This is a genomic window from Mesorhizobium sp. M0030 (assembly GCF_040323695.1).
In the GTDB taxonomy this organism is placed as follows: domain Bacteria; phylum Pseudomonadota; class Alphaproteobacteria; order Rhizobiales; family Rhizobiaceae; genus Mesorhizobium.
This window is the reverse complement of sequence record NZ_JAMYVE010000015.1, coordinates 165604-188542: the sequence shown is the minus strand read 5'-3', so window position 1 is coordinate 188542 and position 22939 is coordinate 165604. Positions and strand designations below refer to the sequence as shown.

19 protein-coding genes and 2 pseudogenes are annotated in these 22939 nt (G+C 61.3%); 17 read left to right on the top strand and 4 right to left on the bottom strand.

Annotation, left to right across the window (positions count from 1 at the left end; genetic code table 11):
• The 4 genes from NKJ80_RS26550 to NKJ80_RS26535 form a co-directional block, all read left to right on the top strand.
• On the top strand, nucleotides 1-202 hold a 202-nt coding region (locus NKJ80_RS26550; RefSeq protein ID WP_352498606.1), incomplete at its 5' end, for a hypothetical protein.
• Nucleotides 145-276, top strand: coding sequence for a cbb3-type cytochrome oxidase assembly protein CcoS (locus NKJ80_RS26545; RefSeq protein ID WP_156932385.1), 132 nt, complete (start codon nucleotides 145-147; stop codon nucleotides 274-276). The genes NKJ80_RS26550 and NKJ80_RS26545, both read left to right, overlap by 58 nt.
• A gap of 416 nt (nucleotides 277-692) precedes the next feature.
• A complete protein-coding gene (gene ubiM, locus NKJ80_RS26540; RefSeq protein WP_352498605.1) occupies nucleotides 693-1874 on the top strand; it encodes a 5-demethoxyubiquinol-8 5-hydroxylase UbiM in 1182 nt (393 codons plus the stop codon).
• 293 nt (nucleotides 1875-2167) lie between these two features.
• On the top strand, nucleotides 2168-4078 hold the full coding sequence (locus NKJ80_RS26535; RefSeq protein ID WP_352498599.1) for a putative bifunctional diguanylate cyclase/phosphodiesterase: 1911 nt from the start codon (nucleotides 2168-2170) through the stop codon (nucleotides 4076-4078).
• Between the two features lie 94 nt (nucleotides 4079-4172).
• Here the strand turns inward: NKJ80_RS26535 and NKJ80_RS26530 are convergent, their stop codons facing one another.
• A complete protein-coding gene (locus NKJ80_RS26530) occupies nucleotides 4173-4454 on the bottom strand; it encodes a DNA -binding domain-containing protein (RefSeq protein ID WP_081731646.1) in 282 nt (93 codons plus the stop codon).
• A 104-nt stretch (nucleotides 4455-4558) separates the two neighbouring features.
• Between NKJ80_RS26530 and NKJ80_RS26525 the strand changes: the two genes are divergently transcribed.
• The 11 genes and pseudogenes from NKJ80_RS26525 to NKJ80_RS26470 form a co-directional block, all read left to right on the top strand.
• Nucleotides 4559-4792 (top strand): helix-turn-helix domain-containing protein, encoded by a 234-nt coding sequence (locus NKJ80_RS26525; protein WP_023708050.1) that lies wholly within the window; start codon nucleotides 4559-4561, stop codon nucleotides 4790-4792.
• A 539-nt stretch (nucleotides 4793-5331) separates the two neighbouring features.
• Nucleotides 5332-6294, top strand: coding sequence for an ArdC family protein (locus NKJ80_RS26520; RefSeq protein WP_023697813.1), 963 nt, complete (start codon nucleotides 5332-5334; stop codon nucleotides 6292-6294).
• Nucleotides 6295-6541: 247 nt separating this feature from the next.
• Nucleotides 6542-6962: pseudogene (locus tag NKJ80_RS26515) on the top strand (DUF2958 domain-containing protein).
• Nucleotides 6963-7173: 211 nt separating this feature from the next.
• Nucleotides 7174-8001: a hypothetical protein gene (locus NKJ80_RS26510; protein ID WP_023697816.1), complete on the top strand. Its 828-nt coding sequence runs from the start codon at nucleotides 7174-7176 to the stop codon at nucleotides 7999-8001.
• Entirely contained in the window at nucleotides 7908-9110 is a 1203-nt protein-coding gene (locus tag NKJ80_RS26505; RefSeq protein ID WP_352498598.1) for a hypothetical protein, read from the top strand. The genes NKJ80_RS26510 and NKJ80_RS26505 overlap by 94 nt, the downstream gene beginning before the upstream one ends.
• A complete protein-coding gene (locus NKJ80_RS26500) occupies nucleotides 9107-9430 on the top strand; it encodes a DUF736 domain-containing protein (RefSeq protein ID WP_352498597.1) in 324 nt (107 codons plus the stop codon). The genes NKJ80_RS26505 and NKJ80_RS26500 overlap by 4 nt, the downstream gene beginning before the upstream one ends.
• A gap of 171 nt (nucleotides 9431-9601) precedes the next feature.
• Nucleotides 9602-9871 carry a helix-turn-helix transcriptional regulator gene (locus NKJ80_RS26495; protein WP_023672373.1) on the top strand — a complete coding sequence of 90 codons (270 nt, stop codon included), beginning with the start codon at nucleotides 9602-9604 and terminating at the stop codon, nucleotides 9869-9871.
• On the top strand, nucleotides 9868-10416 hold the full coding sequence (locus NKJ80_RS26490) for a S26 family signal peptidase (RefSeq protein ID WP_352498596.1): 549 nt from the start codon (nucleotides 9868-9870) through the stop codon (nucleotides 10414-10416). Before NKJ80_RS26495 ends, NKJ80_RS26490 begins: the two co-directional genes overlap by 4 nt.
• Entirely contained in the window at nucleotides 10404-11090 is a 687-nt protein-coding gene (locus tag NKJ80_RS26485) for a lytic transglycosylase domain-containing protein (RefSeq protein ID WP_023753776.1), read from the top strand. Before NKJ80_RS26490 ends, NKJ80_RS26485 begins: the two co-directional genes overlap by 13 nt.
• Nucleotides 11091-11276: 186 nt before the next feature.
• Nucleotides 11277-13244, top strand: a complete 1968-nt coding sequence (rlxS, locus tag NKJ80_RS26480) for a relaxase/mobilization nuclease RlxS (protein ID WP_352498595.1) — start codon at nucleotides 11277-11279, stop codon at nucleotides 13242-13244.
• A gap of 1288 nt (nucleotides 13245-14532) precedes the next feature.
• Nucleotides 14533-14927, top strand: a pseudogene (locus NKJ80_RS26470) (nodulation factor fucose acetyltransferase NolL); the annotation flags it as partial.
• 408 nt (nucleotides 14928-15335) lie between these two features.
• On the opposite strand, the gene NKJ80_RS26465 reads toward NKJ80_RS26470, so the two are convergent.
• Together NKJ80_RS26465 and NKJ80_RS26460 are read right to left on the bottom strand one after the other, a co-directional pair.
• Nucleotides 15336-16982 carry an MFS transporter gene (locus NKJ80_RS26465; protein ID WP_023704122.1) on the bottom strand — a complete coding sequence of 549 codons (1647 nt, stop codon included), beginning with the start codon at nucleotides 16980-16982 and terminating at the stop codon, nucleotides 15336-15338.
• A 548-nt stretch (nucleotides 16983-17530) separates the two neighbouring features.
• Complete coding sequence (locus NKJ80_RS26460; protein WP_352498594.1) at nucleotides 17531-18676, bottom strand: trans-sulfuration enzyme family protein; 1146 nt, start codon at nucleotides 18674-18676, stop codon at nucleotides 17531-17533.
• An 89-nt stretch (nucleotides 18677-18765) separates the two neighbouring features.
• Between NKJ80_RS26460 and NKJ80_RS26455 the strand changes: the two genes are divergently transcribed.
• Together NKJ80_RS26455 and NKJ80_RS26450 are read left to right on the top strand one after the other, a co-directional pair.
• Entirely contained in the window at nucleotides 18766-19410 is a 645-nt protein-coding gene (locus NKJ80_RS26455; protein ID WP_031197303.1) for a helix-turn-helix domain-containing protein, read from the top strand.
• Between the two features lie 49 nt (nucleotides 19411-19459).
• Nucleotides 19460-20098: an FMN-binding negative transcriptional regulator gene (locus NKJ80_RS26450; RefSeq protein WP_023672382.1), complete on the top strand. Its 639-nt coding sequence runs from the start codon at nucleotides 19460-19462 to the stop codon at nucleotides 20096-20098.
• A 644-nt stretch (nucleotides 20099-20742) separates the two neighbouring features.
• Here the strand turns inward: NKJ80_RS26450 and NKJ80_RS26445 are convergent.
• Nucleotides 20743-22806 carry a carbamoyltransferase family protein gene (locus NKJ80_RS26445; RefSeq protein ID WP_352498604.1) on the bottom strand — a complete coding sequence of 688 codons (2064 nt, stop codon included), beginning with the start codon at nucleotides 22804-22806 and terminating at the stop codon, nucleotides 20743-20745.
• Nucleotides 22807-22939: the final 133 nt, after the last annotated feature.

Sequence of the window (22939 nt, the reverse complement as noted above, 5' to 3'; positions counted from 1 at the left end):
TGGCGCTCCCATGAAGAACCTGGCCCATAGCGCATCCTTTGATTCGGACGAAAAGTATGCGCCATCAAAGCCTGGGATCAAACATCCAGCGCCCGTCATGGGCCGAGAGTACGCTGTCGGCAGCAAGATGCCCGTCCTGACGGAATGCGATGGCCGCTGCCTGTTTTGGTGGGGCTTGGACCGGTGCTTCCTGTGGATCTGAAGAGCGGCCAATACCAAGATCTCGACGGCTCCGCCCAGCGGATCCTTATCGATCGGGAAGAGCCGCGAGGCTGAACCGGTTGGCGGCGCCCAACGACTGTGCGGATGCTGGTCGTCAGTCGACCGAGTCTTTGCTGGATTGCCTCGTCATGATGATATCGGCGCGCGTGCGAAGAACGGATCAGCCACAATACGTTGCCGAACCTTTGGCCAGTAGGGGCACGCGATTGGGAAGCCGACCATTCAGAATGCCTAGACATGCAAACGTTTTCACGGCAATCGACCACTCGACCGTGAACCCGCCGTTGCCGGGTTATCGAGCCTGGTTGATCCAGATCAGCGTTATCTCTTCGTCGGCGTGTTTTCATTGACCAGGCTTCCAACGGAGAACGCATGTCTATCGACGATGGGGAGATGAGCGGCAAACCGTGGGTGATTGCGATGCTTCAAGAGCGCTTCGTATCGCAGATAGCCGCTATGGCGGCACGCTGATGGCCGGCTCTGTCGACACATTCGACATCATTGTCGTCGGAGCTGGGCCGGTCGGACTTGCCTTCGCAGCATCGCTCGCCCTGAGCCGACTCAAGGTGGCAGTGGTTGAACGGCAGTCGCTCGACAGCCTGGCGAATCCGGCTTTCGACGGTCGCGAGATCGCGCTGACGCACGCATCGGTGAGAATCCTTCGCGAGCTCGGCGCCTGGGACGCCATGCCCGCATCTGAGAAATCACCGCTTCATGGCGCGCGCGTGCTCAACGGATCGAGCCCTTTCGCCCTGTGCTTCGATACTCGCAGCGGATCTGGGGAACCACTCGGATTTCTGGTCCCAAATTGTCGGATCCGCGATGCCCTGTTCAAAATTGTCTACTTCCAGGATCATGCCCGGCTGCTGTGCGGCAACTCGGTCGTGAATGCAACAACCAGCGACGACGAGGCGGTCATAACGCTTTCTGATGGCAGGCAATTGGCCGCTCGGCTGCTCGTAGCAGCGGATTCGCGTTTGTCCGCGATGCGCGACCTGCTCGGCATTGGCGCTAACATCCATCCGCTTGGCCACTCCATGCTGATTTGCCGAGTGAGGCACGAGCGCTTCCATCACCAGATCGCGGTCGAATGGTTCGACCACCATCAGACCATAGCGATGTTGCCGCTCATGGAAGGCGTGTCGTCGCTGCTTCTGACTTTGCGCTCAATCGAGGCCGATAGACTGTCTGTTCTCGATGACGAATTGTTCCTCATGGAATTGATGAACCGGTGTCGAGGACGCCTCGGGCAGATGACCCTGGCAAGCACCCGCCATGCCTATCCGCTGGTCACGACCTGGGCGCACAAGTTCTCGGCACCGAGTGCGGCACTTATAGGAGACGCTGCCATCGGCGTGCACCCGGTGACCGCGCATGGCTTCAACATCGGCCTCAGCGGCCAGAAGCAACTCGCTCATAAAATACTGACAGCATGTCGCGCCCGCCGCGACATTGCCGATCCCGACATGCTCGGCAGATACGAAAGCCGGCTGCGGCTGTCGGCGGCGCCGCTCTATCATGCCACCAACATGCTTGTCGGTCTTTACTCAAGCGAGCACCCGGCGGCACGGCTTGCAAGACATGCTGGGCTCCGCTTTGCCCAACATCTTCCCTTTGTCCGCCATGGCATTTCGGCCATGCTCAGGCGGTGAATCGCACAGAGCGCTACCGCTCTGGAGCGCTGTCTCGGCGCGGCTTCTTTATCTTGCTGGCTCGCAGCGTCGCGGGCAAGGCTGCTTCCTGGTGACGTTGCCGATCATGGCATGATTCGGATCAAGGCACGCGCGCGGGCGAAACCTTGATGATTCGGCAATGCTAAGCCAAAGGTGTGACCCGAAGCATGGTGAGCGCACTGGTTACCCTCGCTGGGTAGTTAACCCGTCCTTCAGTGGGCTTGCATAGGTTTGGTCCTCGCGAACAATGACGGAAGCAAGCTGGTCCATTCATGGCACCCCTAAAGAAAGAAGAATCGCTGGAGGCCAAAATCCGTCAGGATCAGCTTGCTGACCTGAGGGCCGGGCTCTTCGTGTCGATGCCGATAAGCGCGATCCTGTCAGGCCTGATTTGCGGGGTGCAGGCCCTTTCTGGCGGCGGCTTTGCCGCTGCAAGCTGGTTCCTGGTCGTCAATGCGCTAAATGCCGCCCGGCTTGCACTCGCCCGTTTTCAGCTAAAGGAAACGGGGCGCAATCAGGATTTGCTTGGCGTTTTGCCGCGCCTTCGCATGTTTGGCGTCCTTGCCCTTCTGGCAGGGTTTGCCTGGTCCTTCCCGGCCGTGCTGACTGTTGGATACACAACACCTCAAGCACCGATGCATCTGGTCATACTGGCGGGCATTTCAGCTGGTGCGGTTACATATGGCAGCTCGTATGCCGCCGCGGCGACCAGCTTCATCACACCTCCACTCCTCATCACGGTGGCGTGCCTTTTGGCGAAAGGCAATTTTGAACGCTACATTCTGGCTTTCACCGTTCTGCTCTTCATGGGCGGCTTGGTCCGAGCTTCGTTTGTTGGGCAGGCGCGCTTCCGCGAAGCAAGCCGCCTGAGACATGAGGCAGAGCGACTTGCGTCGGAAATGGAGCGCAACTCCAGGGAGGACCATTTGACCGCCCTTCTCAACAGGCGGGGCCTTGAACACGCCATCGGTCGGTTCAAGACCGCGGATGGCCCCTTCGTGGCAATGCTGATTGATCTGGACGGCTTTAAATCTGTCAACGACACCTACGGTCACAGGACCGGTGATGAACTGCTTGTCATGATCGCCCGCCGCATAGAGCAGGAAGCACCGGAAGGCTCAACGCTAGCTCGTATTGGCGGCGATGAATTCGTGCTGGTTTTTCCCTCAACGAGAGCTTCGCTTTCTGCCAGTGATCTCGCCTCCAATATCATAGCCAAAATTGCTCGCCCCTATATCGGGGTCGCGTCCGTGCGCGTCGGGGCATCGATAGGGATATACTTGGCGCAGACGTCGAGCCTGACTGAAATGCTGTTGCGGGCCGATATCGCCCTTTATACGGCCAAGCGCCATGGCAGGAACGAATTTTGCCTGTTCGATGCCGAACTCGACCGGGAACTCCAACGCCGCCAGTCCATCGAACGGGACCTTCATTCGGCGATAAAGACGGGAGGATTGCAACCTTGGTTCCAGCCGATCGTGAAACTCGACACCGAGGCCGTGGTCGGTTTTGAAGCCTTGCTGAGATGGTCCCATCCGACACATGGTGCCATCTCTCCACCCGAAATCATCACAGCCGCACGCGAAACCGGAATGCTTCAGCTGCTGACGCAAACCGTATTCGCCGACTGTTGTGCTTTTATCGACGGCTTGGTGAAAGCTGACTGTCGTAACATTCGTGTGGCGATGAATGTTTCCCCGCGCGAACTGGAAGCCGGCGATATCGACGACATGGTTCTGGATGGTCTGGCCGCAAGAGGCCTGCCTGCGACGATGTTCGAAATCGAGATTACCGAAGAATCGCCGGTGGATCCGGACAGAGCGGATGAAAAGCTCGGACGGCTTTCGCATGCCGGTATTTCCATCGCGCTCGACGACTTCGGCACCGGCTTTTCTACCTTGGCTTCTCTCAAGGACCGTCGGATACGCAAGGTGAAAATAGACCAAGGCTTCATTCGCGGCTTGGCCAAGTCCCGAGAGGACCGACTGCTTGTCAAATCCGTCATCGAACTCGGTGACATGCTCGGGATCGAGGTCATGGCCGAGGGCGTCGAAACAGAGGCGGATCGGCAAACCCTGCACAAGCTTGGTTGCCGAACCGCCCAAGGCTTCCTCTTCTCCAAGGCTGTGCCTTTGATGCAAGCACTGGAAATGGCAGTCAAACAGTACGCGAACCAGTTGTGACCGCTCCCGCAGCGCCCGCTGTCGCGGCCGTGCGCTGCCGAATTTGGCTACAGAGACTTGCCTACTCGAAACACGTGGCATTGGGCGCTCTGCATCAGCCGGCGAACAGTTCCTTGTAGCCGGTCGTCACCATCCAGTTCGCACGGTCGATATGGCTGCGAAGAGCTTTGCGGGCGCGGACCGGGTCAATGGATGGGTCGATGCCGAGGATGCGCTCGGCCATCTCCTTTTCGCTGGCATTCTCGGCGCAGGCATCCAGGATCCGCAGGTAGATCGTGAAATGCTCCCTGTCGTAGCTCGTGAGGTTCTCCGACCAGGGGACTTCATCGCTCAAACTTGAGCTTCGAGTCTCATCTGTTCCCATTGGTCCATTCATGCCTGCGAACCTCGCCTGTGAGCACAGGCAGTATATCCCAAAATGGGATAATCCGAAACCGGGATTAGTCGCTGATCCGGTCTTTACCCGACCGGTTCGCCTCCATGCCCAAATCCCTTCGATCGCCCCGCCACCAGCGGTTCCTGGCCCGGCTGGTTTTGCTGCGCAAGGCCAAAGGCCTGACCCAGAAGCAGCTGGCTGACAAGCTTGGTCGTCCCCAATCCTTCGTGGCCAAGTACGAGGGCGCAGAGCGGCGTCTCGATGTCATCGAGTTTCTCGACATAACTGCGGCCCTTGACGCTGATCCGTGCGAGATTCTCTCCAGCCTCCGGTCCTAGCGGGCGCGCCGCATCTATCATGATCACGGACAGGAATATTGAGTGGGACAACGCCTCAATTTGTTGAAAGGCGAGCGCTGGTTTTCGGAGGAAGCCGCGCGCACGGCGCCGATGCCTTTTGGTTCTCGACGTAACTGCGGCGCCTGATCATGTGCGAAAAAACTTGGCGGGCGCCCGCGCGCCTGACGACGCGCACCAGTTGCTCGTGAACCGAGCCCGCTTTTCTTCGGCAAGCTCAGGCGGTCTCGGCCATTCGGCTTCGCCCCTTGGCGTGGGCAGCCCTTCGGGCTGTGACGGCCGCCGCCCTTGCGGGCGGCGCGGTTTGTCTGTTGGCCTTTCCCGGTGGCGCGGGGCGGGCGGCACTCCCTTCTAGACCCGCCGCGGCAGCCCGCAACCCTTCGCGTGCCGCTCAGGGTCCTCCTCTTCGTTCCGGTCCTTCGGATGCGGTCCGCCTACCACGGCGGGCCTTTCCGGTCGCGACTCGCCGCCCACCCCGCTTCCGGGGAAAGGCGCGGCGATTGGCGAGCGGAGGATAACACATGCGTGCAAACAGCAAGCGTACCACCAGCGGAGAGGCTGGCGCAGGCAAGGGCAGGCGCCCAGGCGCAAGCCTCTATCAGGAGATCACCGACCGCATCATTGCCGAGCTGGAGCGCGGCACTGTGCCATGGGTCAAGCCATGGGGCAGCGCAAAAGCAGGCCTCGGCCTGCCGAGGAATGCGTCCACGGGGCGCACCTATTCCGGCATCAATATCCTCATCCTGTGGGGCGCCGTCATCGAGCGCAGCTATCCCAGCCAGAATTGGCTGACCTTCCGGCAGGCGCTTGCCCTGGGCGGCAATGTCAGGAAGGGCGAGCGCGGCACGACGATCGTGCATGCCGACCGCTTTGTCCCAAAGAACGAGAAGGAGCGCGCACGCCACGAGGGCGATGCACCACAGGCCGTGCCTTTTCTGAAGCGCTTTACCGTCTTCAATGTCGCGCAATGCGACAATCTTCCGGAACACCTCCATGCCCCTGCCGAGCCGCTGCCACAGTGCGAGATCGTGCCGCAGGCCGAGACGCTCATTCTCGCCAGCGGTGCGGATTTCAGGGTCGGCGGCGATCGCGCTTTCTACATGCCGTGCAGCGACCACATTCAGGTGCCGCCGCAGCCAGCGTTCCATCAGCAGATCGACTATTACCGGACCTGCTTTCACGAGCTAGGCCACTGGACCGGCCACCCGACGCGGCTTGCTCGCGACCTCTCCGGCTCGTTCGGCTCCAAGGCCTACGCGCGTGAAGAATTGGTCGCCGAAATCACTGCCGCCTTCGTCTGCAGCAATCTCGGCATCGAGCCGACCGTGCGTCACGCCGATTACATCGGCTCATGGCTGAAGGTGCTGCGCGAGGACAACCGCGCTATATTCCGTGCCGCCAGCCTAGCTTCAAAGGCCGCTGATTTCCTGTTTGGCCTTCCGGCCGATGCGGAAGGCGAGGCGCAAGAAGGGATTGCGGCATGACGATGCGCGATCCTCAACTGACCGCGACCGAGCCGACGCCGCAAAGGAGCAGACGCTCATTCCCGGCGTCCAGCCGATCACCACGCGGGCAAACCCTCCTGATGGACGCGCCGATGTGTCCGCGCGCGGCGCAAAGCTGCTCGAGGTCGGTCTCTAATGGGGAGGCGGATCAGAGGAAGGTCCGGTGAACCTTTCTCCCGCCGGACGCAAGAAGTCAACGCGACCCGTTCTGACAAGGAGTCTTTCCATGATCCTGATCACCAATCCACTGCGCGCACGACTGCTCGCCCATGGCGCCGCCGGCGCCGACATCGACCATTTTCCCGTTGTGAAACTGTTTGATCCGACAGGTGCCGCGACCTCGCTTCTGAGCGAACTCGACGCCGATGGCGACACGCTGTTCGGTCTTTGCGATCTCGGCTTCGGCTTCCCCGAACTTGGCAGCGTCAGTCTGGCCGAGCTTGCATCCGTAAAAGGGCCGCTTGGTCTCGGCATAGAGCGCGACCTGCATTTCCAGGCGCGCTTTCCGATCTCCGTCCATGCCGAAGCCGCCCGCATTTTGCGGCCACGTCACCGAGGCCGAGCGACTGCTGCGGCAGGCAGCAGACGCCATATCAAAGCCCCATTCCGAGCTTCCGCCCGACACGGCGGAACAGCAGCGCCGATAGGCGCAAAAACCGTCCCGCCGCGTCGGCCTTCGGCCTCCGCGGCGGGGACAACCCGGCAGGCGGCGCTATTTCGCCGCGAAATCGCTTGCCGACGAGCGCGGTGAAGGCGATCCCTTGACCTGCGCCATCATGGAGGACGGTGACGACGCCGATGCGCTCGAAGCTTCCTGATCGAAAACCTCGCCCGCCTCGATCCTGACGAAGTATGGCAATGGGAGACGTTTCGCGGCTTGTCAGGCAAGGCCGCACCGTTCTCGACATCGCTGTGACCTTCGGCATCACTGATCTCAAGGTCAAACGCATTCTGGCGCTTGGCGACCTCTTGCCCAAAATCCGCGAAGCCTATCGGCGCGAGGAGATCGACACCGAGCCGGTGCGCCATCTCACAATGTCTTCCAAGGCGCAGCAGAAGGACTGGCTGGCACTCTGTGCCGATCCCGATCAATACGCGCCGCGTGGCTATCAATTGAAGCAATGGCTGTTCGGCGGCCAGTCGATTTCCACCAAGGTGGCACTGTTTGCCATCGAGGAGTATCCCGGCCTGATCACCTCGGACCTGTTCGGCGAGGACAGCTATTTCGCCGATGCCGACCTGTTCTGGCAAAAGCAGAACGAAGCGATTGCCACCAAACGCGACACCTATCTCAACGAGGGCTGGAGCGAGGTTGTGCGCTGGAACCGGGCCAGTATTTCCACGCATGGGACCACGAGAAGACCCCGAAGAAGAAGGGCGGCAAGATCATCATCACTGTCTCGCATCGCGGCGAGGTCGAGTGTCACGAGGGCTGGCTGTCACGCAAGGAAGCCCGCCGCGCCCGCGAGGGCGGCGAGCAAGAAGAAACAGCCGCCAAGCTGCCGCGCCCCGAAGTCACCGGCCCGATGCACAACTATATCGATCTGCATCGCCATGCCGCCGTGCGCGCGGCCATGCTCGACCATCCCGCCGTGGCGCTGCGCCTCGTGGTGGCGCACGCCATCACCGGTTCGGGCCTGTGGCAGGTGCGGCCTGAGCCGCAGCGCGCAGCCAACGAGACGGTGACTGCCAGCCTTGCCGGCTGCAAGGCTGAAGCCGCATTCGGCAAAAAGCGGCGCGAGGTATTGGCCCTGCTCGGATCACCGGATGAGGATAGCTTGGTCGCCGGCGGCAATGGCGACGCCGTTGCTATCGCCGGCGTGTTCGCGCGCCTCTTGGCGCTCTGCGACGACGATGTCATGCGCGTTCTCACCCTTGTCATGGCCGAGACGCTTGCAGCCGGCAGCGCCGTCGTCGAGGCGCTCGGCAACCACCTGAACGTCGACATTGGCATATGGTGGCAACCGGACGATGCCTTCTTCGACCTCTTGCGCGACAAGGAAATCGCCAATTCGATGCTGGCCGACGTCGGCGGCAAGCTGGTCGCGGACGGCAATGTCGCCGAGAAGGTCAAGACGCAAAAGAACATCATCCGCGACTTCCTGGCGGGCGAGAATGGCCGCCCCTGGGTCGAGACCTGGCTGCCGCGCTGGATGAAATTGCCGGCCGAAAGCTACACCAGCCGCAGCGGCTCCGCACCGCCGATCAGTGGACACAAGTGCAGCCGCTGTTCGTGCGCGAATAGTCGATCAGGGCCCGAGCGGCGGTTCTCTCGATTACCGCCGCTCAGGTCGCGCGCGCCGCTACGGGCCACGCCGGCTGCCGATTGGGCGTCTTGTCGAGCCAGTGCCGCGCGCGAGAAATTCCGACGCCAGTTCGCCCCATTTCGGCAGCCCCGCACCGCGCCGGGTTGCTTGCTGAGGCGCCAAAGGCCCATGGGGCCAATTGTCCGATCCGGTTGCCGACAGAGCCCGCGCAGCCGGCGCTCTGCATTGCGGCCGGCTTCTTGTGTCACCGATCGCGCCACCTGTCTCCATTGTGTCTCGGGGACCATTCCCTGCGGCTGGCTTGTCGACCTATGGGCGGATCAGGCCCGCCCGAAACCCTCGCCGGCAGCTTTTTTCCCCGCCGCCTGCGGCGGCTTCCTCGCGCCGCTTCGCTTCAAAAAAGCTGCCCGCGCGGGTCCTCCGCTATCGCTGCGGCCGTCCCGGTTCCGGCGGTCCGGACGCGCCCATCACGGTCCGCCATCGCAGGGGAATGGTCCCTTGCGAGCACCAGGAGGAGACTGGAAATGACCGCGATCGGATACGTCACCAAACAGGAAAACGGCGGCTACAAGGGCCAGCTCAAGACGCTCAGCGTCCGCGCCGACATCGATATCGTGCCCAATCAGGCAAAGAGCGCCGACACCCATCCCGACTTCCGGGTGCTGACGCAAGGGGTCGAAGTGGGTGCGGGCTGGATCCGCACCGGCGAGACCTCCGGCAAGGACTATGTGAGCCTGGCGATTGCCGCCCCCGAGTTTGGCCCCCGCAAGCTCTACGCCAATCTCGGCCGCGCCGCCGGCCAGGATGACGACGACACTTACGCCATCATCTGGAACCCGGTCGACTAACCGGCCGATCCGGAAAGCCCCGCGCCGCCACCGGCGCGGGGTCCTCTCTCAGGACCCGTGAGGCCGCCGAAGGGGGCGGCGAAAACTCGCCCCCGACTCTTCGCCCGTCCCCAAAACGATCTCGCTCGCCGATCCTCGCCTTGGCTTGTCCGTAGCGAAACGAGGATCATCATGGACGACGAAAACGAACGCGCAGCCCGCGCCAAGAAGGGCAGTCCGTTTCTCAATACCGCGCAGGCGGCCTTCTATATCGGGCTGTCCCAGCGCACGCTGGAGAAGATGCGCCTCAAAGGCGGCGGCCCGCAATTCCGCAAGCACGGCCGCTATGTCCGCTATCACATCGACGAACTCGACGATTGGTCGAAGGGGCACGCGCAGGAGACCGGGCCCGAGGACGGCGGGCACGATTCCGGCTCGGCCGGCGAGGGAGGCCGCTCATGAGCCGGCGTCCCACCATCCATCTGATCGGCAGCCATCTGCGGCGCATTCGGGCGCGCAAGACGATCGCCATGGCCACGATGGGCCTTGGCCTGATCGGCTTCGCCGCCTTCGGCAAACCATCGCCCTGGCTGGTCTGGAACGCCTCGGCGAGTGCGCCGGTCGGCCTCTATCGCGTCGCGTCCGGATCGCCGGCTCTTGGTGATCTCGTACTCGTCCGCCCGCCAAAACCGGTCGTCGATCTGGCCGCCGAACGCTTCTATCTGCCCAGCAACGTGCCGCTGGTCAAGCACCTTGCCGCGCTGGCTGGCGAGCATGTCTGCGCCTTCGGCGACGCCATCATCATCGGCGGCGAGATTGTCGCGCGCCGGCTTGCAACCGACACGCAGCACCGTCCGCTGCCTTGGTGGAATGCCTGCCGAAAGCTCGCCGCTGCCGAGGTTTTCCTACTCGGCAGCGACGAAAATCGCTCGTTCGACAGCCGCTATTTCGGGCCGGTGCCGACCGAAAATATCATCGGGAGGCTCGTGCCGCTATGGACCGAGTGACCCTCCTGATGCTGGGCATGGTGTCTCTCGCACCATGCTCCTGTTCCGCGGCGACCAACACGAAGCCGGTCGTCATCTCCCATAGTCCGCAGCTTGCAAGATGGCAGCCCTTCGTAGCCGAAGCAAGCCGGCGTTTCAGCATTCCACAGACTTGGATTTATGCCGTCATGGATGCCGAAAGCCGGGGGCAGACAAGGCTCAATGGACGGCCGGTCACGTCGAGCGCCGGTGCCATTGGCCTGATGCAGGTGATGCCAGGCACCTACGAGGAGTTGCGCGCAGAGCTTGGCCTGGGAGCCGCCCCGCACGACCCTCGCGACAACATTCTGGCAGGCACTGCCTATCTGCGCGCCATGTATGACCGCTTCGGATTTCCAGGCCTGTTTGCAGCCTATAACGCCGGGCCGGAGCGCTACGAACAGCATTTGCAGCGTGGGCGGCCACTGCCCAGCGAGACGGTTTCGTATCTGGAAGAGGTCAAGGCGGCGGGCATTTCGGCCGCTGATATGGACGCGCTCACCGACAAATCCCGTTCCAAAAGCGCGCCGGGAATCCCTTCCGGGCAGTCGCTGTTTTTCCTCCGAAACGGTGTTTCCGTGACCGGCCCGAATGGCCAACTCCTGGTGCCGCTCGGATCGGAGCGAGCAAGGTCAGGCCGGCCGGATCGCAGGTGAGGGCAGCGGCTACCGCGGTTCGGGCGGGGGGCAGGGAGGCAGGTCCGCGGAAGGCAAGATAAAGGCATCGCCTCCTGAGGCGGCGAAGTGTTTGTCTGCACATCGTTTTCCCGGGAGGTTGCCTGCGGGTCCAGGAGGGTCTGGCGCGCAAGCCTCTGATTTTGCTGCTGGTTCATCGGAGGCCGTATGCAGGATGACGAATTCACGCCGAGGCTCGGCAAAATTGGCTCGCGCGGCTCGAAGGCGGGCAAACGCTACGCTGGCCAGGTCCAGGCCGCGGTCAACCGAGCAGGCGGCAGGAGCGGACGCGGCAGCCGCTTCATCGGAAGCCGGGTGGGGCGCGGCGGGGCTGCTGCCGCCGTTCTTAGAGCACGCGACCGCCACGCGGCGTTTCGGCAGCGGCGCGCAGTCGTCAAGGCACGCATCGTCAAGCTGGCCGGCAAGGGAGTCGACGGAGCTCGTGCGCACCTCCGCTACCTCCAGCGCGACGGCGTCACCCGGGAAGGCGAGCGTGGCGAGCTCTACGCTGCCGACAAAGACCACGCGGACGGCAGGGCCTTTCTCGATCGCGCGAACGGTGACCGTCATCAGTTCCGCTTCATCGTCGCCCCTGAAGACGGTATCGAGTATGATGACCTGAAGCTGCTCACCCGGCGCCTCATGGCGCAAATGGAAGAAGACCTCGGCACCAGGCTAGACTGGGTGGCCGTCGACCATTTCAACACCGGCCATCCTCACACCCACATCATCGTGCGCGGCAGGGACGATCACGGCGAAAACCTCGTCATCGCGCGGGACTACATCTCCTCTGGCCTGCGCGAGCGCGCAGCCGAACTGGTTAGCCTCGACCTTGGCCCGCGCACCGACCGCGAGATCGAGCAGCGCTTGCGCCAGGAGATGGAGCAGGAACGCTTCACCAGCATCGACCGGCAGCTGATGCGCATGCGCGACGAGGGGCATGTCTCACCAGCCAGCCGAGACACCTTTCGCCAGACGCTGCACCAGGGCCGCCTGCGCAAGCTCGAGCGGATGGGCCTCGCCGAGGAGATGCCTTCGGGTCGCTGGCGCCTGGAGGATGATCTCGAAGCCACGCTACGCCGCATCGGCGAGCGCGGCGACATTGTCAAGACCATCCATCGCGAGCTGACCGGCAAGGGGCTCGTCCGCAGTGCCGCCGACTATCTTATCCACGATCGATCCGACGGGTCGGCCCAAACCGTGGTCGGACGTGTCGTCGGGCGCGGGCTGGCCGACGAAATCACTGACCGCCATTACCTCGTCGTCGACGGCGTGGACGGCAAAAGCCACTATTTTGATATCGGCAAAGGCGAGGCCACCCAACCGACACCAGAAGGCTGCATAGTGCGGATCAGGCCGAGGGACACCGGGCCAAGAAAAGTCGACCGCACAATTGCCGGCATCGCCACGGTCAACGACGGGCGCTACAGCATCGATATCCATCTCAAGCATGACCCCTCGGCCACCGAACGCTTTGCCGAAACGCACGTGCGGCGACTGGAGGCGATCCGCCGTGCGACCGGTGGCGTCGAGCGCGAGCCGGACGGCACATGGACAGTCGCGCCCGACCATCTCAACCGCGTCGCGGATTACGAGCGTCAACGAGCGAGGGCCCAGCCTGTTGTCGTCGACAAGCTCTCATCAATGCCGCTGGAGAGCCAAGTAGGCTTTGACGGCGCCACCTGGATCGACCAGGAGCTGGTATCAGCCCACCCTGAGTCCTTGCGCGACTCTGGCTTCGGTCGAGAAGTACGTCAGGTCCAGGCCCGCCGACAGCAGTGGCTGATCGCGCAAGGTCTTGCCCATGATGCGCAGGATCGGGTCATCTATCGCGCCAACATGCTTTCAATGCTGCGCCAACGAGAGCTGAACCGTGTTGCCAGTCAGCTCTCGGACGAACTCGGGCTCTCGTATTCTGAAGCGCAGCATGGCAATCGAATAGACGGTACGCTGCGCGGCTGCGTCGAGCTCGCCGGCGGAAAATACGCTGTCATCGAGAAATCGCGCGAGTTCACGCTGGTGCCCTGGCGGCCGGTGCTTGAGCATCATATCGGCAAGGAGGTGTCTGGCGTGGCGCGCGCCGAGGGGATTTGCTGGACGATCGGACGGCAGAGGAGCGGGCCTGGCGTTTCGTGAACTGGCTACAATTTATTTGTCCACGTTGAAACAGGTACTCAGCCCAGACGGAGTTCCTCCGCCTGCTGCTTGCTCGCAGCATTCATTTGGCGGAGAGTCAGTGTTCTGCATTTTGTAGTTCGCTCTGTCAAAAAGCGCTGGGAATATGCATCATGTTCTGCGTTGACACGGAAGCCGGGCCGACAGGTGCCGCCCTGTGGTTGCGGGTCGGCTCCCGATGGCTGCCAGCTAGAAAGGTGGGCTGACTCGTGATAGCGCAAGGGGCTATGGCGGCCGCGGTACGGCGAAGCGAGCTCTGGCATCGAGGATGAAGCCGCACTTCCCGATCTTATTCTACTCGCAGGACCGGCAGACGCGGCGGTCGCCCCTGCGGGTGCTGTTGGCCCTGGCGTGAACTGGCAGTCCGTCCCGCGGGGACTTTGTAACGGAGAAAAGTCGCTGCGATGGCCCGGGTGACGATGCGGTCAGCGACCATGCCAGACGAGATCGGCAGCTTTCTGCCGCGCACGGCGCCGGAGCCATCAGGCCGCCGCGACATCGGGTCTGGCGCACCTTCGGATGTTGGCTGGCCGCGGTTTACTTCGAGCAGCGCCGGGTGGGTCATGCGGTGCCGCTACTGGGCACCGAGGCAGCTTTGGGCATGAGACCCGTTCAATCGCGCCGGTCACGTCGGTCATCGCGACATCTGGAGTCGAGGCCAGGTCAGACCGGGAAAAGAACCTGCTCGTCGCGCGGGAGCCCCGGGTTGCGCCGTCGATCCTTCCGCCCAACTCAGCGCCGCGCGACCAGCAATAGCCCCTTGCCCCGAAACTGACGCCAAGCCGACGGACCCGCTCTGCGCATACCGATGCCGTCCGCGCCGCCGTCGGCGGAAACCAGCGAGCCGTGGACCTCACACAATCTGAGCCGCTGGTGACGATGTGCATCGCCTACTTCCATCCGCACTCCTATCGACGAACTCGCCCGCTGCCCGCGGTGATGCGAACCCGTGGATGAATATTTCGCCGAAGCCGCAGTGGGGGCTCAGCCTCGACGATTTTTTTGCCTTGCCCCGGCGGGCGGCGCAACCGAGCATCGAGACAAAAAACGGGAAAGGGAGGGCACCAGCCCGTTAGAGCCGTGGCCATGATGATGTGGGGACGATCTCCTGGAAGAAATGTGGAGATCGACGCTCTCCTGACGCGCTCATCGAAGATTTTAGGCCGCGCCGACGTGGCTGCTTGAGCGATAACACTCACTCCGGAGGCCCCAGTGCGGCTCCTTGGCCAAGCTGCTCGGCACGCCGTGAGTGTGCTTTCTTGTTTGGGGAAGGGAGACTTACGTCTACAACAATCTCGTTTCGATCTACGATGGAGAGTCGGCGAGACAAGTGTTGCTGATGTTCATTGGCTCCGTAGCAACTTCTGCAGTCACAATGCAGCTTATGTTCCTATGCTGGAGAGTTGGCCATTCAACTCGCGTAGCTCGCTTTGTTGCGGTGGAGCTTGGTCAGAGCACACTGCTGCTTTACCTGCTTCAGGGCGCCGTGTTTCGCTTCATGGATCTAATAGGGTTCGGAGAGCTTTGGGATCTCCCGAGCAGAATCGGGTTCGCCACTTTGCTTGGTGCCGCGATCGTTGTCTCCGCTTGACAATTCGCAGGATTGCGCGTGACCACGGATGGTTGTCGCGCGGCTACGCTTAATATGTGACGACGCTTGCGCCTTGTAGGCAATTGTTGCGGCCGCCCACGGCCGACATGAACGTGCTTGGCCGCACGTTTTCTAAGTGAGGCGGAAAGAGGCGCGCGGCCTCCTCTCCCCAGCAACCCGCCTTGCGGATTCCTCCTCCGCCCGCTTCGCAGACGGGGATACCCTCCGCCCCCTTGCTATTCGTTGCCCGCCGCTATGCAAAGGACAGGCGACCTGAATCCGTGCTCAAGCCGATCTGGCGGCAGAGGGGGGCGGGCTGAACATGGGACCCGTGATTGACATAATTGCCGCGCGAATCCTCATGCTCGCCTAACCGGCCGGAACGATTTGCAATCCGGGCAGGCTCGACAAATCAAGGAGTAGCTCGTTCCGTGTCCAAGCCCAGACAAGTCTTGGTTTTCTCACGGGCGCGATACAAAAGGCACAGGCTGGACTTGGCTGCCGGGGGCGGGGCTTGTCGACCGCTCGATTGAAAGTGAGATGCGAGGCGGAGAATCACCCATGTGCAGAGCGGCAAGGCGCTCGCCTACCTCCCTGTCATTCACCGTTAGCCGATGGTTTAGACGAAGATAGTCCGTCCATGTCGGCGTGCGGAATGTCTCGGTCCAAAGCGTCGACTTCTGAAGGTCGCGCTGGAGGGTCCAGTCCCGCGCACCGGCGCGGCTCTGAACGCGCCGCCTTTCGCGCATGCAGCTCAGAAATTCATCGATACTCTCCTCGGGTATCGAGTACTCCACCTTGATCACGATCGGACCGCTCCTGGGCTTCAAAGGGAGGGCCAGTTCTGGTGGCCTGAAGTCGACGGCCGCTTGATCCGATTCCTCCCATAGCCGCACTGGCAATAGCTTTCCCACAGCCGCGACCAGCAACAGTGCCGCTGCAGCACCTTCCAAAGCCCACGTCAGCGAATAGTACTGCGCGACAGCACCCCAGATCCAGCTGCCCGCTGCCATGCCGCCGTAGGTCAGGGCGTAATAGATGGACAGGGTCCGACCAACGACCCACCTTGGGCTTGCCAACTGCACACACACGTCGGTTCCGGTCCAGGTGACAACCCAGCCAGCGCCACCGATTGCAAGCGCGATCGCCGCCACAGCCACCGACGATGTGAGGGCCATCAAAAGGCAACACGTTGCGCAAGCAACGGATGCGAGCGTGATCAATCGGTTCTGGGACGTAATGCGTCTCAAGTAGCTGCTGCCAATGCCGGCTATGAAGGCGCCTGTGCCGAAGCCAGCCAATAGCACCCCGTAAACAATTGGCCCTCCCGCCAGCTGGTCGCGAACCAGGAGGGGGAGCAGAGCAAGGATCGAGATGCTTGACAGCCCGAATAGGGTTGCACGCACAATCGCCACTCTGATCTCGGAGGATATTGCCGTGAATCGCATGCCATCATGAATGGCCGTAGTCATCCGCTCGCGCGGAAGAGGCGAAAAGCGAACTTGCCACTTTGAGCGCAGAACAGCGCTCAACGGGACCAGGTCACTCAGCGCAGCGAGGGCGAAAGCCGTAAGGGGGCCTAGCAAAGCTAAGATTACACCGCCCAGCGCCGGTCCTATGCTCCGAACCACGTTGTAGCCCACCGACATCAGCGTCACTGCGGCGGGTATGTCGCGCTTTTCCAGGATATCGCCTACCGACGCGTGCCATGCTGGATCGTTCAAGGCAAAGCCGCATCCGGCCAAGAAACTCAGTCCCAGGATCAGCCATGGACTAACAAAGCCCAGTCCCACAGCGAGTGCCAGCGCCGTGGATGCCAGTGCGATAAGGCAGTGTCCGGCAAGCATCACGCCGCGGCGGCTGAAGCTGTCTGCAATGGCTCCAGCAAGGATCGACAAGAAGAACGCGGGCAGTGTCGATGCAGCCTGTACGAGCGCAACCATTAGATCGGAGGCTGAAATCGTCGCCATGAGCCAGCTTATAGCCACGCTCTGCACCAGCCAGCCAAGGCTGGATATCTGCGTGGCTGTCCAGATAGAACGAAAGACCGGGTTGTGAAGAGGGATCAGTGTGTTTGCCGCAAAGCGCGGAGGATCTTGACGCCGCATCACTTCTCTCCTCCACTGGGTGTCGTTCGTCCGCTCATTTGCTTACAGCGGTGCGCTCTGTGCACAGACTGCGTCACAACGAAGTTCCGAAATCGCGCTCGCAACAAGGACAATGTGACATCCATGGTGCTGATGCGCCTTGAGGTACCAACCTGGCCGTTAGCTGATGGGTCCCGCAGCCCGCTGGGTGCGGTCAGTTCTGCCCTGCGACTCTTGGCTTTGGACGGTGCTAGCGCCCCGATGGCCGGCTTGTCAAACTGCCGTAGTGCCAGCACATCCATCCCATCTGTTGACCGCGATCTCCGACGAGGTCGAGCAGCAGTAGGTCAACGGCAAATCTGGGTATTTCCGCTATCCGGTCGAGCGCGTGGCCATCGTCCGGAAACCCGAAGACGTTCATCACCCAGGCGACCACCACGCCCGAGACAATGCGACACGGCGGTAGCGGTTCACCAGAGGACGTGCGTTCTACTCAGCAGGAACATTGTTCTGCCGATCGTCGGCTGCGTCAGCCGTCACGTAAAGCGGCGCCAGAGTTCTTGCACCCGTCATTGGACTCCCGCTTTGCAGGTTTCGCCTAGGGCCTGCATCAGGTCATCTATAATGTCCTGAGGATGTTCAAGCCCTACAGAAATTCGCAGCAATCCGCCTGGCGCTTTGGACTTCGCACCTTCAACGGATGCGCGATGCTCTATCAGAGAATGCGTCCCGCCAAGGCTTGTCGCCCGGACCACAATCTTCAGGCGGCCGGCCACGGCCATTGCAGCATCGGCTCCGCCCTCGACGATAAAGGATAGCATCGCTCCGTAATGGCTCATTTGCCGCGTAGCAAGATCGTGTCCCGGATCAGTTTGCAAACCAGGAAAGAGCACTTTTTCGACGCGCGGATGAGACGCCAGGGCCTCGGCCACTTTCTGGGCGCCTTCGCAATGGGCGCGCATGCGGACCGGCAATGTCTGCAGGCCCCGCAACGCCAGCCAACAGTCGAAGGGCGCTGCGACGCTGCCCTTGTGTTTCTGGACCATCCGCAATGGGCGACCGAGGGGTGACGCGTTTGGGACAATGACGACACCGGCCATCAAATCCGAGTGGCCGCCAATGTACTTTGTCGCCGAGTGCATCACCGCGTCTGCCCCGATTTCGAGTGGCAGTTGAAGCACTGGGGTGGCCCACGTATTGTCCACCACCGCCAAGGCGTCTGCCTCGTGCGCGATTGCGCAGATGGCCGCAATGTCGACAACGCGGATCATCGGGTTTGACGGCGTCTCGACCCAGACGAGGCCAGTCCGCTTCGATGTCACCGCGGCGCGCAAAGCGTCCAAATCGCGCATGTCGACGGGGGCAAAGTCGAAGCGAGACCCAATGTCGGTCTCTTCGATCAGCGAACGAATGCCGAAATACATGTCATCCGGCAGAACGATCCGACCCGCCGACGGATGGCTCTCGAAAACTGCAGCGATTGCGGCCATGCCCGAAGCGAAGGCGATGCCCTCTCCCCCTCCCTCAAGCGTCGCCATGGCCGCCTCGAACGCATTGCGTGTCGGATTTCCATCCCTTGTGTATTCGAAGCCGGACGGAAATGACCCGTTGGCGCCTCGTTCGAACGTGGTGCTGGTGTGCAGCGGCATGGATACGGCCCCCGTGGACGCGTCGACACCTCGGCCGCAGTGGATCGCCTTCGTCTCAAAACGCATCGGCTATTTCCTTCCTAACGGGCAGTTGCAATTTCGTGCCGGTCACTATACTGACCGCAATACGCGAGCCGAGGACCCAAGTCAATATAATGACCAATGTTACGGAAGCGTTTGATGCCGAGCAAGCGCTTGGGCAAGCGATAGCAGCCCGGATCCGAGACTTGAGGCGTGACCAAAACCTGACCCTGGATCGCCTGGCTAAACTAAGTGGCCTATCGAAGGGAACCGTGGTCGCGCTGGAGCAGGCTAGGGCGAACCCCAGTATCGGCATACTGTGTCGGCTGGCGGCGGCGTTTTCGCTCTCGGTGGCCGATTTGTTGAACGAGCACCCTTCCACGGTGCGCCTTCCCATCGAGCGGACAGAGACCAGGAGGCTTTGGACGAGCGCCAAGGGAAGCTCTGCGCAACTGCATTCGTCGACCTCGGGACGCACGATGTTCGAACTGTGGAGCTGGGTCATGATGCCGGGCGACGTGTTTTCCGCGGACGCTCATAGTCCGGATACGCGCGAGCTGATCTCGGTCAGTCAGGGTGCCCTGAGCGTTGTGGTAGGTACCCACGTGGAAATTTTAAGCGAAGGCGAGAGTGCGCGGCTTGTCACTGACCAACCTCACTCATATGCGGCGGCATCTGATGTGCCCGCCCACTTCACGATGGCGGTGCTTGAGCGTGGTGGACACCGAAATCCGGGGCACTCGTCGACGGCAGCGAAGATTCAGGGGCACGTTCCGTAAGGCCCCGCCGATTACTAACAACCGCACATTCGCGACAGGAGATAAACCGTTGTACGTTCCGCCTCATTTTGCCGTCCCTGATCAGAACGCCCTGTTCGACCTTATCGAGAGACACCCGCTCGGTATCCTCGTCACCCAAAGCAAAGGCACGCTGGACGCGAACCACCTCCCTTTCGAGCTTGACCGCTCGAAGGGAGACAAGGGCGTTCTCAATTGCCATGTCGCTCGCAAGAACCCAGTCTGGGAGGAAGTCGCCAATGGCGATGAGGTTCTCGTAATCTTCCGTGAGGCCGACGCTTACATCTCGCCGAACTGGTATCCGAGCAAGCATGAATTCCACAAGCAGGTGCCGACCTGGAACTATCTCGTCGTCCATGCCCACGGACGCATCACTGTCCGGGATGATGAGCGGTATGTGCGCCGCAACGTGGCGAAGCTCACTCACATGCAAGAAGCCTCGCAGCCGGTCCCATGGAAGATGGGCGACGCGCCGAAGGACTTCATCGACACGATGGTCAGGGCAATCGTCGCCTTGGAGATCGAGATCACCGGCCTGGTTGGAAAATCAAAACTCAGCCAGAACAAAGAGTTGCGCGACATTCAGAACCCTGGCGAAATGCTGCGTGCCCAAGGGGCCATTGCGATGGGAGAAGCGATGCTCGCGGCTGCGGCGGTCAAATCCCAATAGCATGTGTCTTGTCCCGACAAAGCCGCTGGTGCCGGCTTCCCGACGGGTCACCTAGTCCGCCTTGACGCACGGCAATAGCGTTTGACGGCCTGAAGCGACGCTGTGGTCACCCTTGTGATGCTTTTCCACGCGCCTGGTCAGGCGACAGGATTGCTCCGTCGTGAGGACAGGCGGGAGTTTGCAGGTTGCGGTGGGCGGGTTCGTTTCCGGCGCCTGCGCCCCGTCGTATGTCGCGAGTTGAGGAATGCGATCGAGGGCGATGTGCAGGATGCGCTGCGGGAACGTCGTCGGCTGGCACAGACGGACTTCCGATTTCACCTCGACCACCCGCGCAGCGGTTTTGAATGAGGCGCAAACGCACGCGTGTCGAATTGGGCGATTTCCCTTGGGCGCCGAGCTCGACCATGCGCGATGATGCGCTCGACGCAGCTCCAGCTGGCGGCGCCTTCAACGAACTCCTTGAACCTGCAGACCTTGCCCGAAAGCACTTGCTCTTACGGGAGATGATTGGCTTTGTCGCCGAAGCGACTGATGGAGATGTTGGTGGGCGCCGCCGCGTAGGCGACGACCCCGTAATCACAGCGGGAGCTCGCAGGCGGGGTCGACAAACACCCTTGATTGGCCGAGCTTGAGGTGCATCTCTATCAGGCTGATTGCTTATTGGGCTGGTCCAGCGTTTGATCGGACCCATGATCCATCCGACCAGCTTGTGAGGGATGCAACCGAACCAGGCGCTGCTCCCACAGTCTTCGCAGGCCCTCCATTAGAGCTGCATGCCTGGCCTGATCCGGCTCAATCATATTGAGGTGATCTCGCAACACGGCTTCGCCCTCGATCCGCATCAGTAGATTAAACAAGTCGTTTGAAATTCGCACACTGTCAATGCTGGAGTGGTTCGGAATAATCTCGCAGACAGTCTCCTGATGATCTCGCGCTGTGTAAGCACGGGTTTGATGGAGGGAGACTGAGGGAGGCAATGAAATCGCAAGCGCAGTCCAATCCTGCAGCGTTGCAGCCCGTTTTTTTACCAGGAAGGGCCCGACCACAAGTCCATCCAGCTCTGTCGTCAAAAATGTGGCAATCGCGTCTGCAACCGTATCCACGATCGGTTCAGCATTGTTGTTAAAGGACGTATTGAGCAGAATTGGAGTGCCTGTCCGCTTCTTGAAGGCATTGATGACCTCCCAGTAAGCTGGGTTGGCATCGCGCGATACTGTTTGCAGCCGAGCCGTACCGTCGACGTGCGTAATGGCACCCAACAAGGCGCGCTTTGAGTCACGCACGCGAACGACGAAATTCATGAATGGAAATTCGTGCTTACCGTCCGGGAGGTCGAAAAATTCGCTCGCATCCTCTTCCAGCACAGATGGTGCGAAAGGCCTATAGCCTTCGCGCTTCTTGACCATGGCATTGATCCGGTCCTTGTTCGCAGCGGGCCGAGGGTCGGCAAGAATGCTGCGGTTGCCCAGCGCACGTGGCCCAAACTCCGAACGACCCTGCACCCAGCCGATCACGGCGCCGTTGGCGATCCAGTCGGCTGCACTGATCGCTACGTCATAAGAGCGTTCAACCTCGAGATGTCCGGCCCATGCATTCAGTTCCTGTTCCACGGCGCGGTCGCTCCCGAGATCAGGACCCCAATAGACCTCCTGCAGTCGCTCACGCGGCGCGGGGCGGCCCATCTCGTTAGAGACTATCAGCGCAGCTCCCAATGCGCAGCCAGCGTCGTGAGACGCGGGTTGCACGAAGATGTCTTCGAAAAGCCCTGAATACAGCAGCTTGCCGTTCATCGTGCAGTTGTGGGCTACCCCTCCCGCCAGACACAACCGCTTCATGCCGGTGGACTCACGGTGGTGCCGGAGAATGTGGAACACGATCCGCTCAAGCGCTTCCTGCAGTGACGCACTCACATCTCGATGCTGCTGGGTGAAAGGCATTCCCTTTCGCCTGATCTCGATGTTGCGGAGCAACGCCGGACCGATGCGGTCGAGGTGAACACGGTAGCCACCGTTGGCGGAGAGCTCGTAGAACTGCTCGAAGAGCTCGCGATAGGGAGCGGGGTCGCCATAGGGCGCGAGTCCCATTACCTTATACTCGTCGAACATGCCGTAGCCGAGACAGCGGATCGTCTCGAGATAAAACAGCCCAAGAGAATTGTCCTCCGGGAAAGCCTCGATTTGCGTAATTTCTGTGCCAGACCCTACCGCCACAAGGCCCGACAGGAAATCACCACAGCCATCAATCGCTAGAATGAGACTTTGTTCGAAGCCCGACATTGCAAAGGCGCTCACGGCGTGCGCCTGATGATGACCTACGAATGAAATACGCGAACTGTCCAACTTAGTGCCGAACTCACGCGCTAACAGGTTCTGCACCAACATTTTAGCATCCAACGGAGTGGAGAGAATGTCCGGTTGGGAAGCGGACATACCTTCAAGCATGGCGTTGGCATAGGGCTCGCTGGCGTAGACCGCGACACGATCAATGTCGCTGAGCTGAACCCCGGCCGTCGAGAGACAGTATTGAATCGAACCACTTGGCAGCTTGTTCGAGTGCTTGATTCGATTGAGGCGTTCCTCTTCTACGGCGGCTATCACCTTTCCGTCTCGGACGAGCACCGCGGCGCCATCGTGCATAAAGGCGTTCGGACGCTCGAATCGGTTTTCATGGACTTGGTCAAGTCCGCCGCTGATTCCTAGGCACAGCATTTCTTTCTCCAAATAGTAACGGGAAGCCAAGTTGGCTTACCTCGACTGTTTCCAACTAAATAGGCGTGTTGTCGCCTGCAGCTGCGACCGCCCGTCAGGCATCAGCGGCATCGAAGAAAGCCTCATAAACGAT

Coding starts and splice junctions, on each gene's coding strand:
- NKJ80_RS26545 (WP_156932385.1), top strand. CDS start 145: ATGCGATGGCCGCTGCCTGTTTTGGTGGGGCTTGGACCGGTGCTTCCT.
- ubiM (WP_352498605.1), top strand. CDS start 693: ATGGCCGGCTCTGTCGACACATTCGACATCATTGTCGTCGGAGCTGGG.
- NKJ80_RS26535 (WP_352498599.1), top strand. CDS start 2,168: ATGGCACCCCTAAAGAAAGAAGAATCGCTGGAGGCCAAAATCCGTCAG.
- NKJ80_RS26530 (WP_081731646.1), bottom strand. CDS start 4,454: ATGAATGGACCAATGGGAACAGATGAGACTCGAAGCTCAAGTTTGAGC.
- NKJ80_RS26525 (WP_023708050.1), top strand. CDS start 4,559: ATGCCCAAATCCCTTCGATCGCCCCGCCACCAGCGGTTCCTGGCCCGG.
- NKJ80_RS26520 (WP_023697813.1), top strand. CDS start 5,332: ATGCGTGCAAACAGCAAGCGTACCACCAGCGGAGAGGCTGGCGCAGGC.
- NKJ80_RS26510 (WP_023697816.1), top strand. CDS start 7,174: ATGGGAGACGTTTCGCGGCTTGTCAGGCAAGGCCGCACCGTTCTCGAC.
- NKJ80_RS26500 (WP_352498597.1), top strand. CDS start 9,107: ATGACCGCGATCGGATACGTCACCAAACAGGAAAACGGCGGCTACAAG.
- NKJ80_RS26495 (WP_023672373.1), top strand. CDS start 9,602: ATGGACGACGAAAACGAACGCGCAGCCCGCGCCAAGAAGGGCAGTCCG.
- NKJ80_RS26490 (WP_352498596.1), top strand. CDS start 9,868: ATGAGCCGGCGTCCCACCATCCATCTGATCGGCAGCCATCTGCGGCGC.
- NKJ80_RS26485 (WP_023753776.1), top strand. CDS start 10,404: ATGGACCGAGTGACCCTCCTGATGCTGGGCATGGTGTCTCTCGCACCA.
- rlxS (WP_352498595.1), top strand. CDS start 11,277: ATGCAGGATGACGAATTCACGCCGAGGCTCGGCAAAATTGGCTCGCGC.
- NKJ80_RS26465 (WP_023704122.1), bottom strand. CDS start 16,982: ATGCGGCGTCAAGATCCTCCGCGCTTTGCGGCAAACACACTGATCCCT.
- NKJ80_RS26460 (WP_352498594.1), bottom strand. CDS start 18,676: ATGCGTTTTGAGACGAAGGCGATCCACTGCGGCCGAGGTGTCGACGCG.
- NKJ80_RS26455 (WP_031197303.1), top strand. CDS start 18,766: ATGACCAATGTTACGGAAGCGTTTGATGCCGAGCAAGCGCTTGGGCAA.
- NKJ80_RS26445 (WP_352498604.1), bottom strand. CDS start 22,806: ATGCTGTGCCTAGGAATCAGCGGCGGACTTGACCAAGTCCATGAAAAC.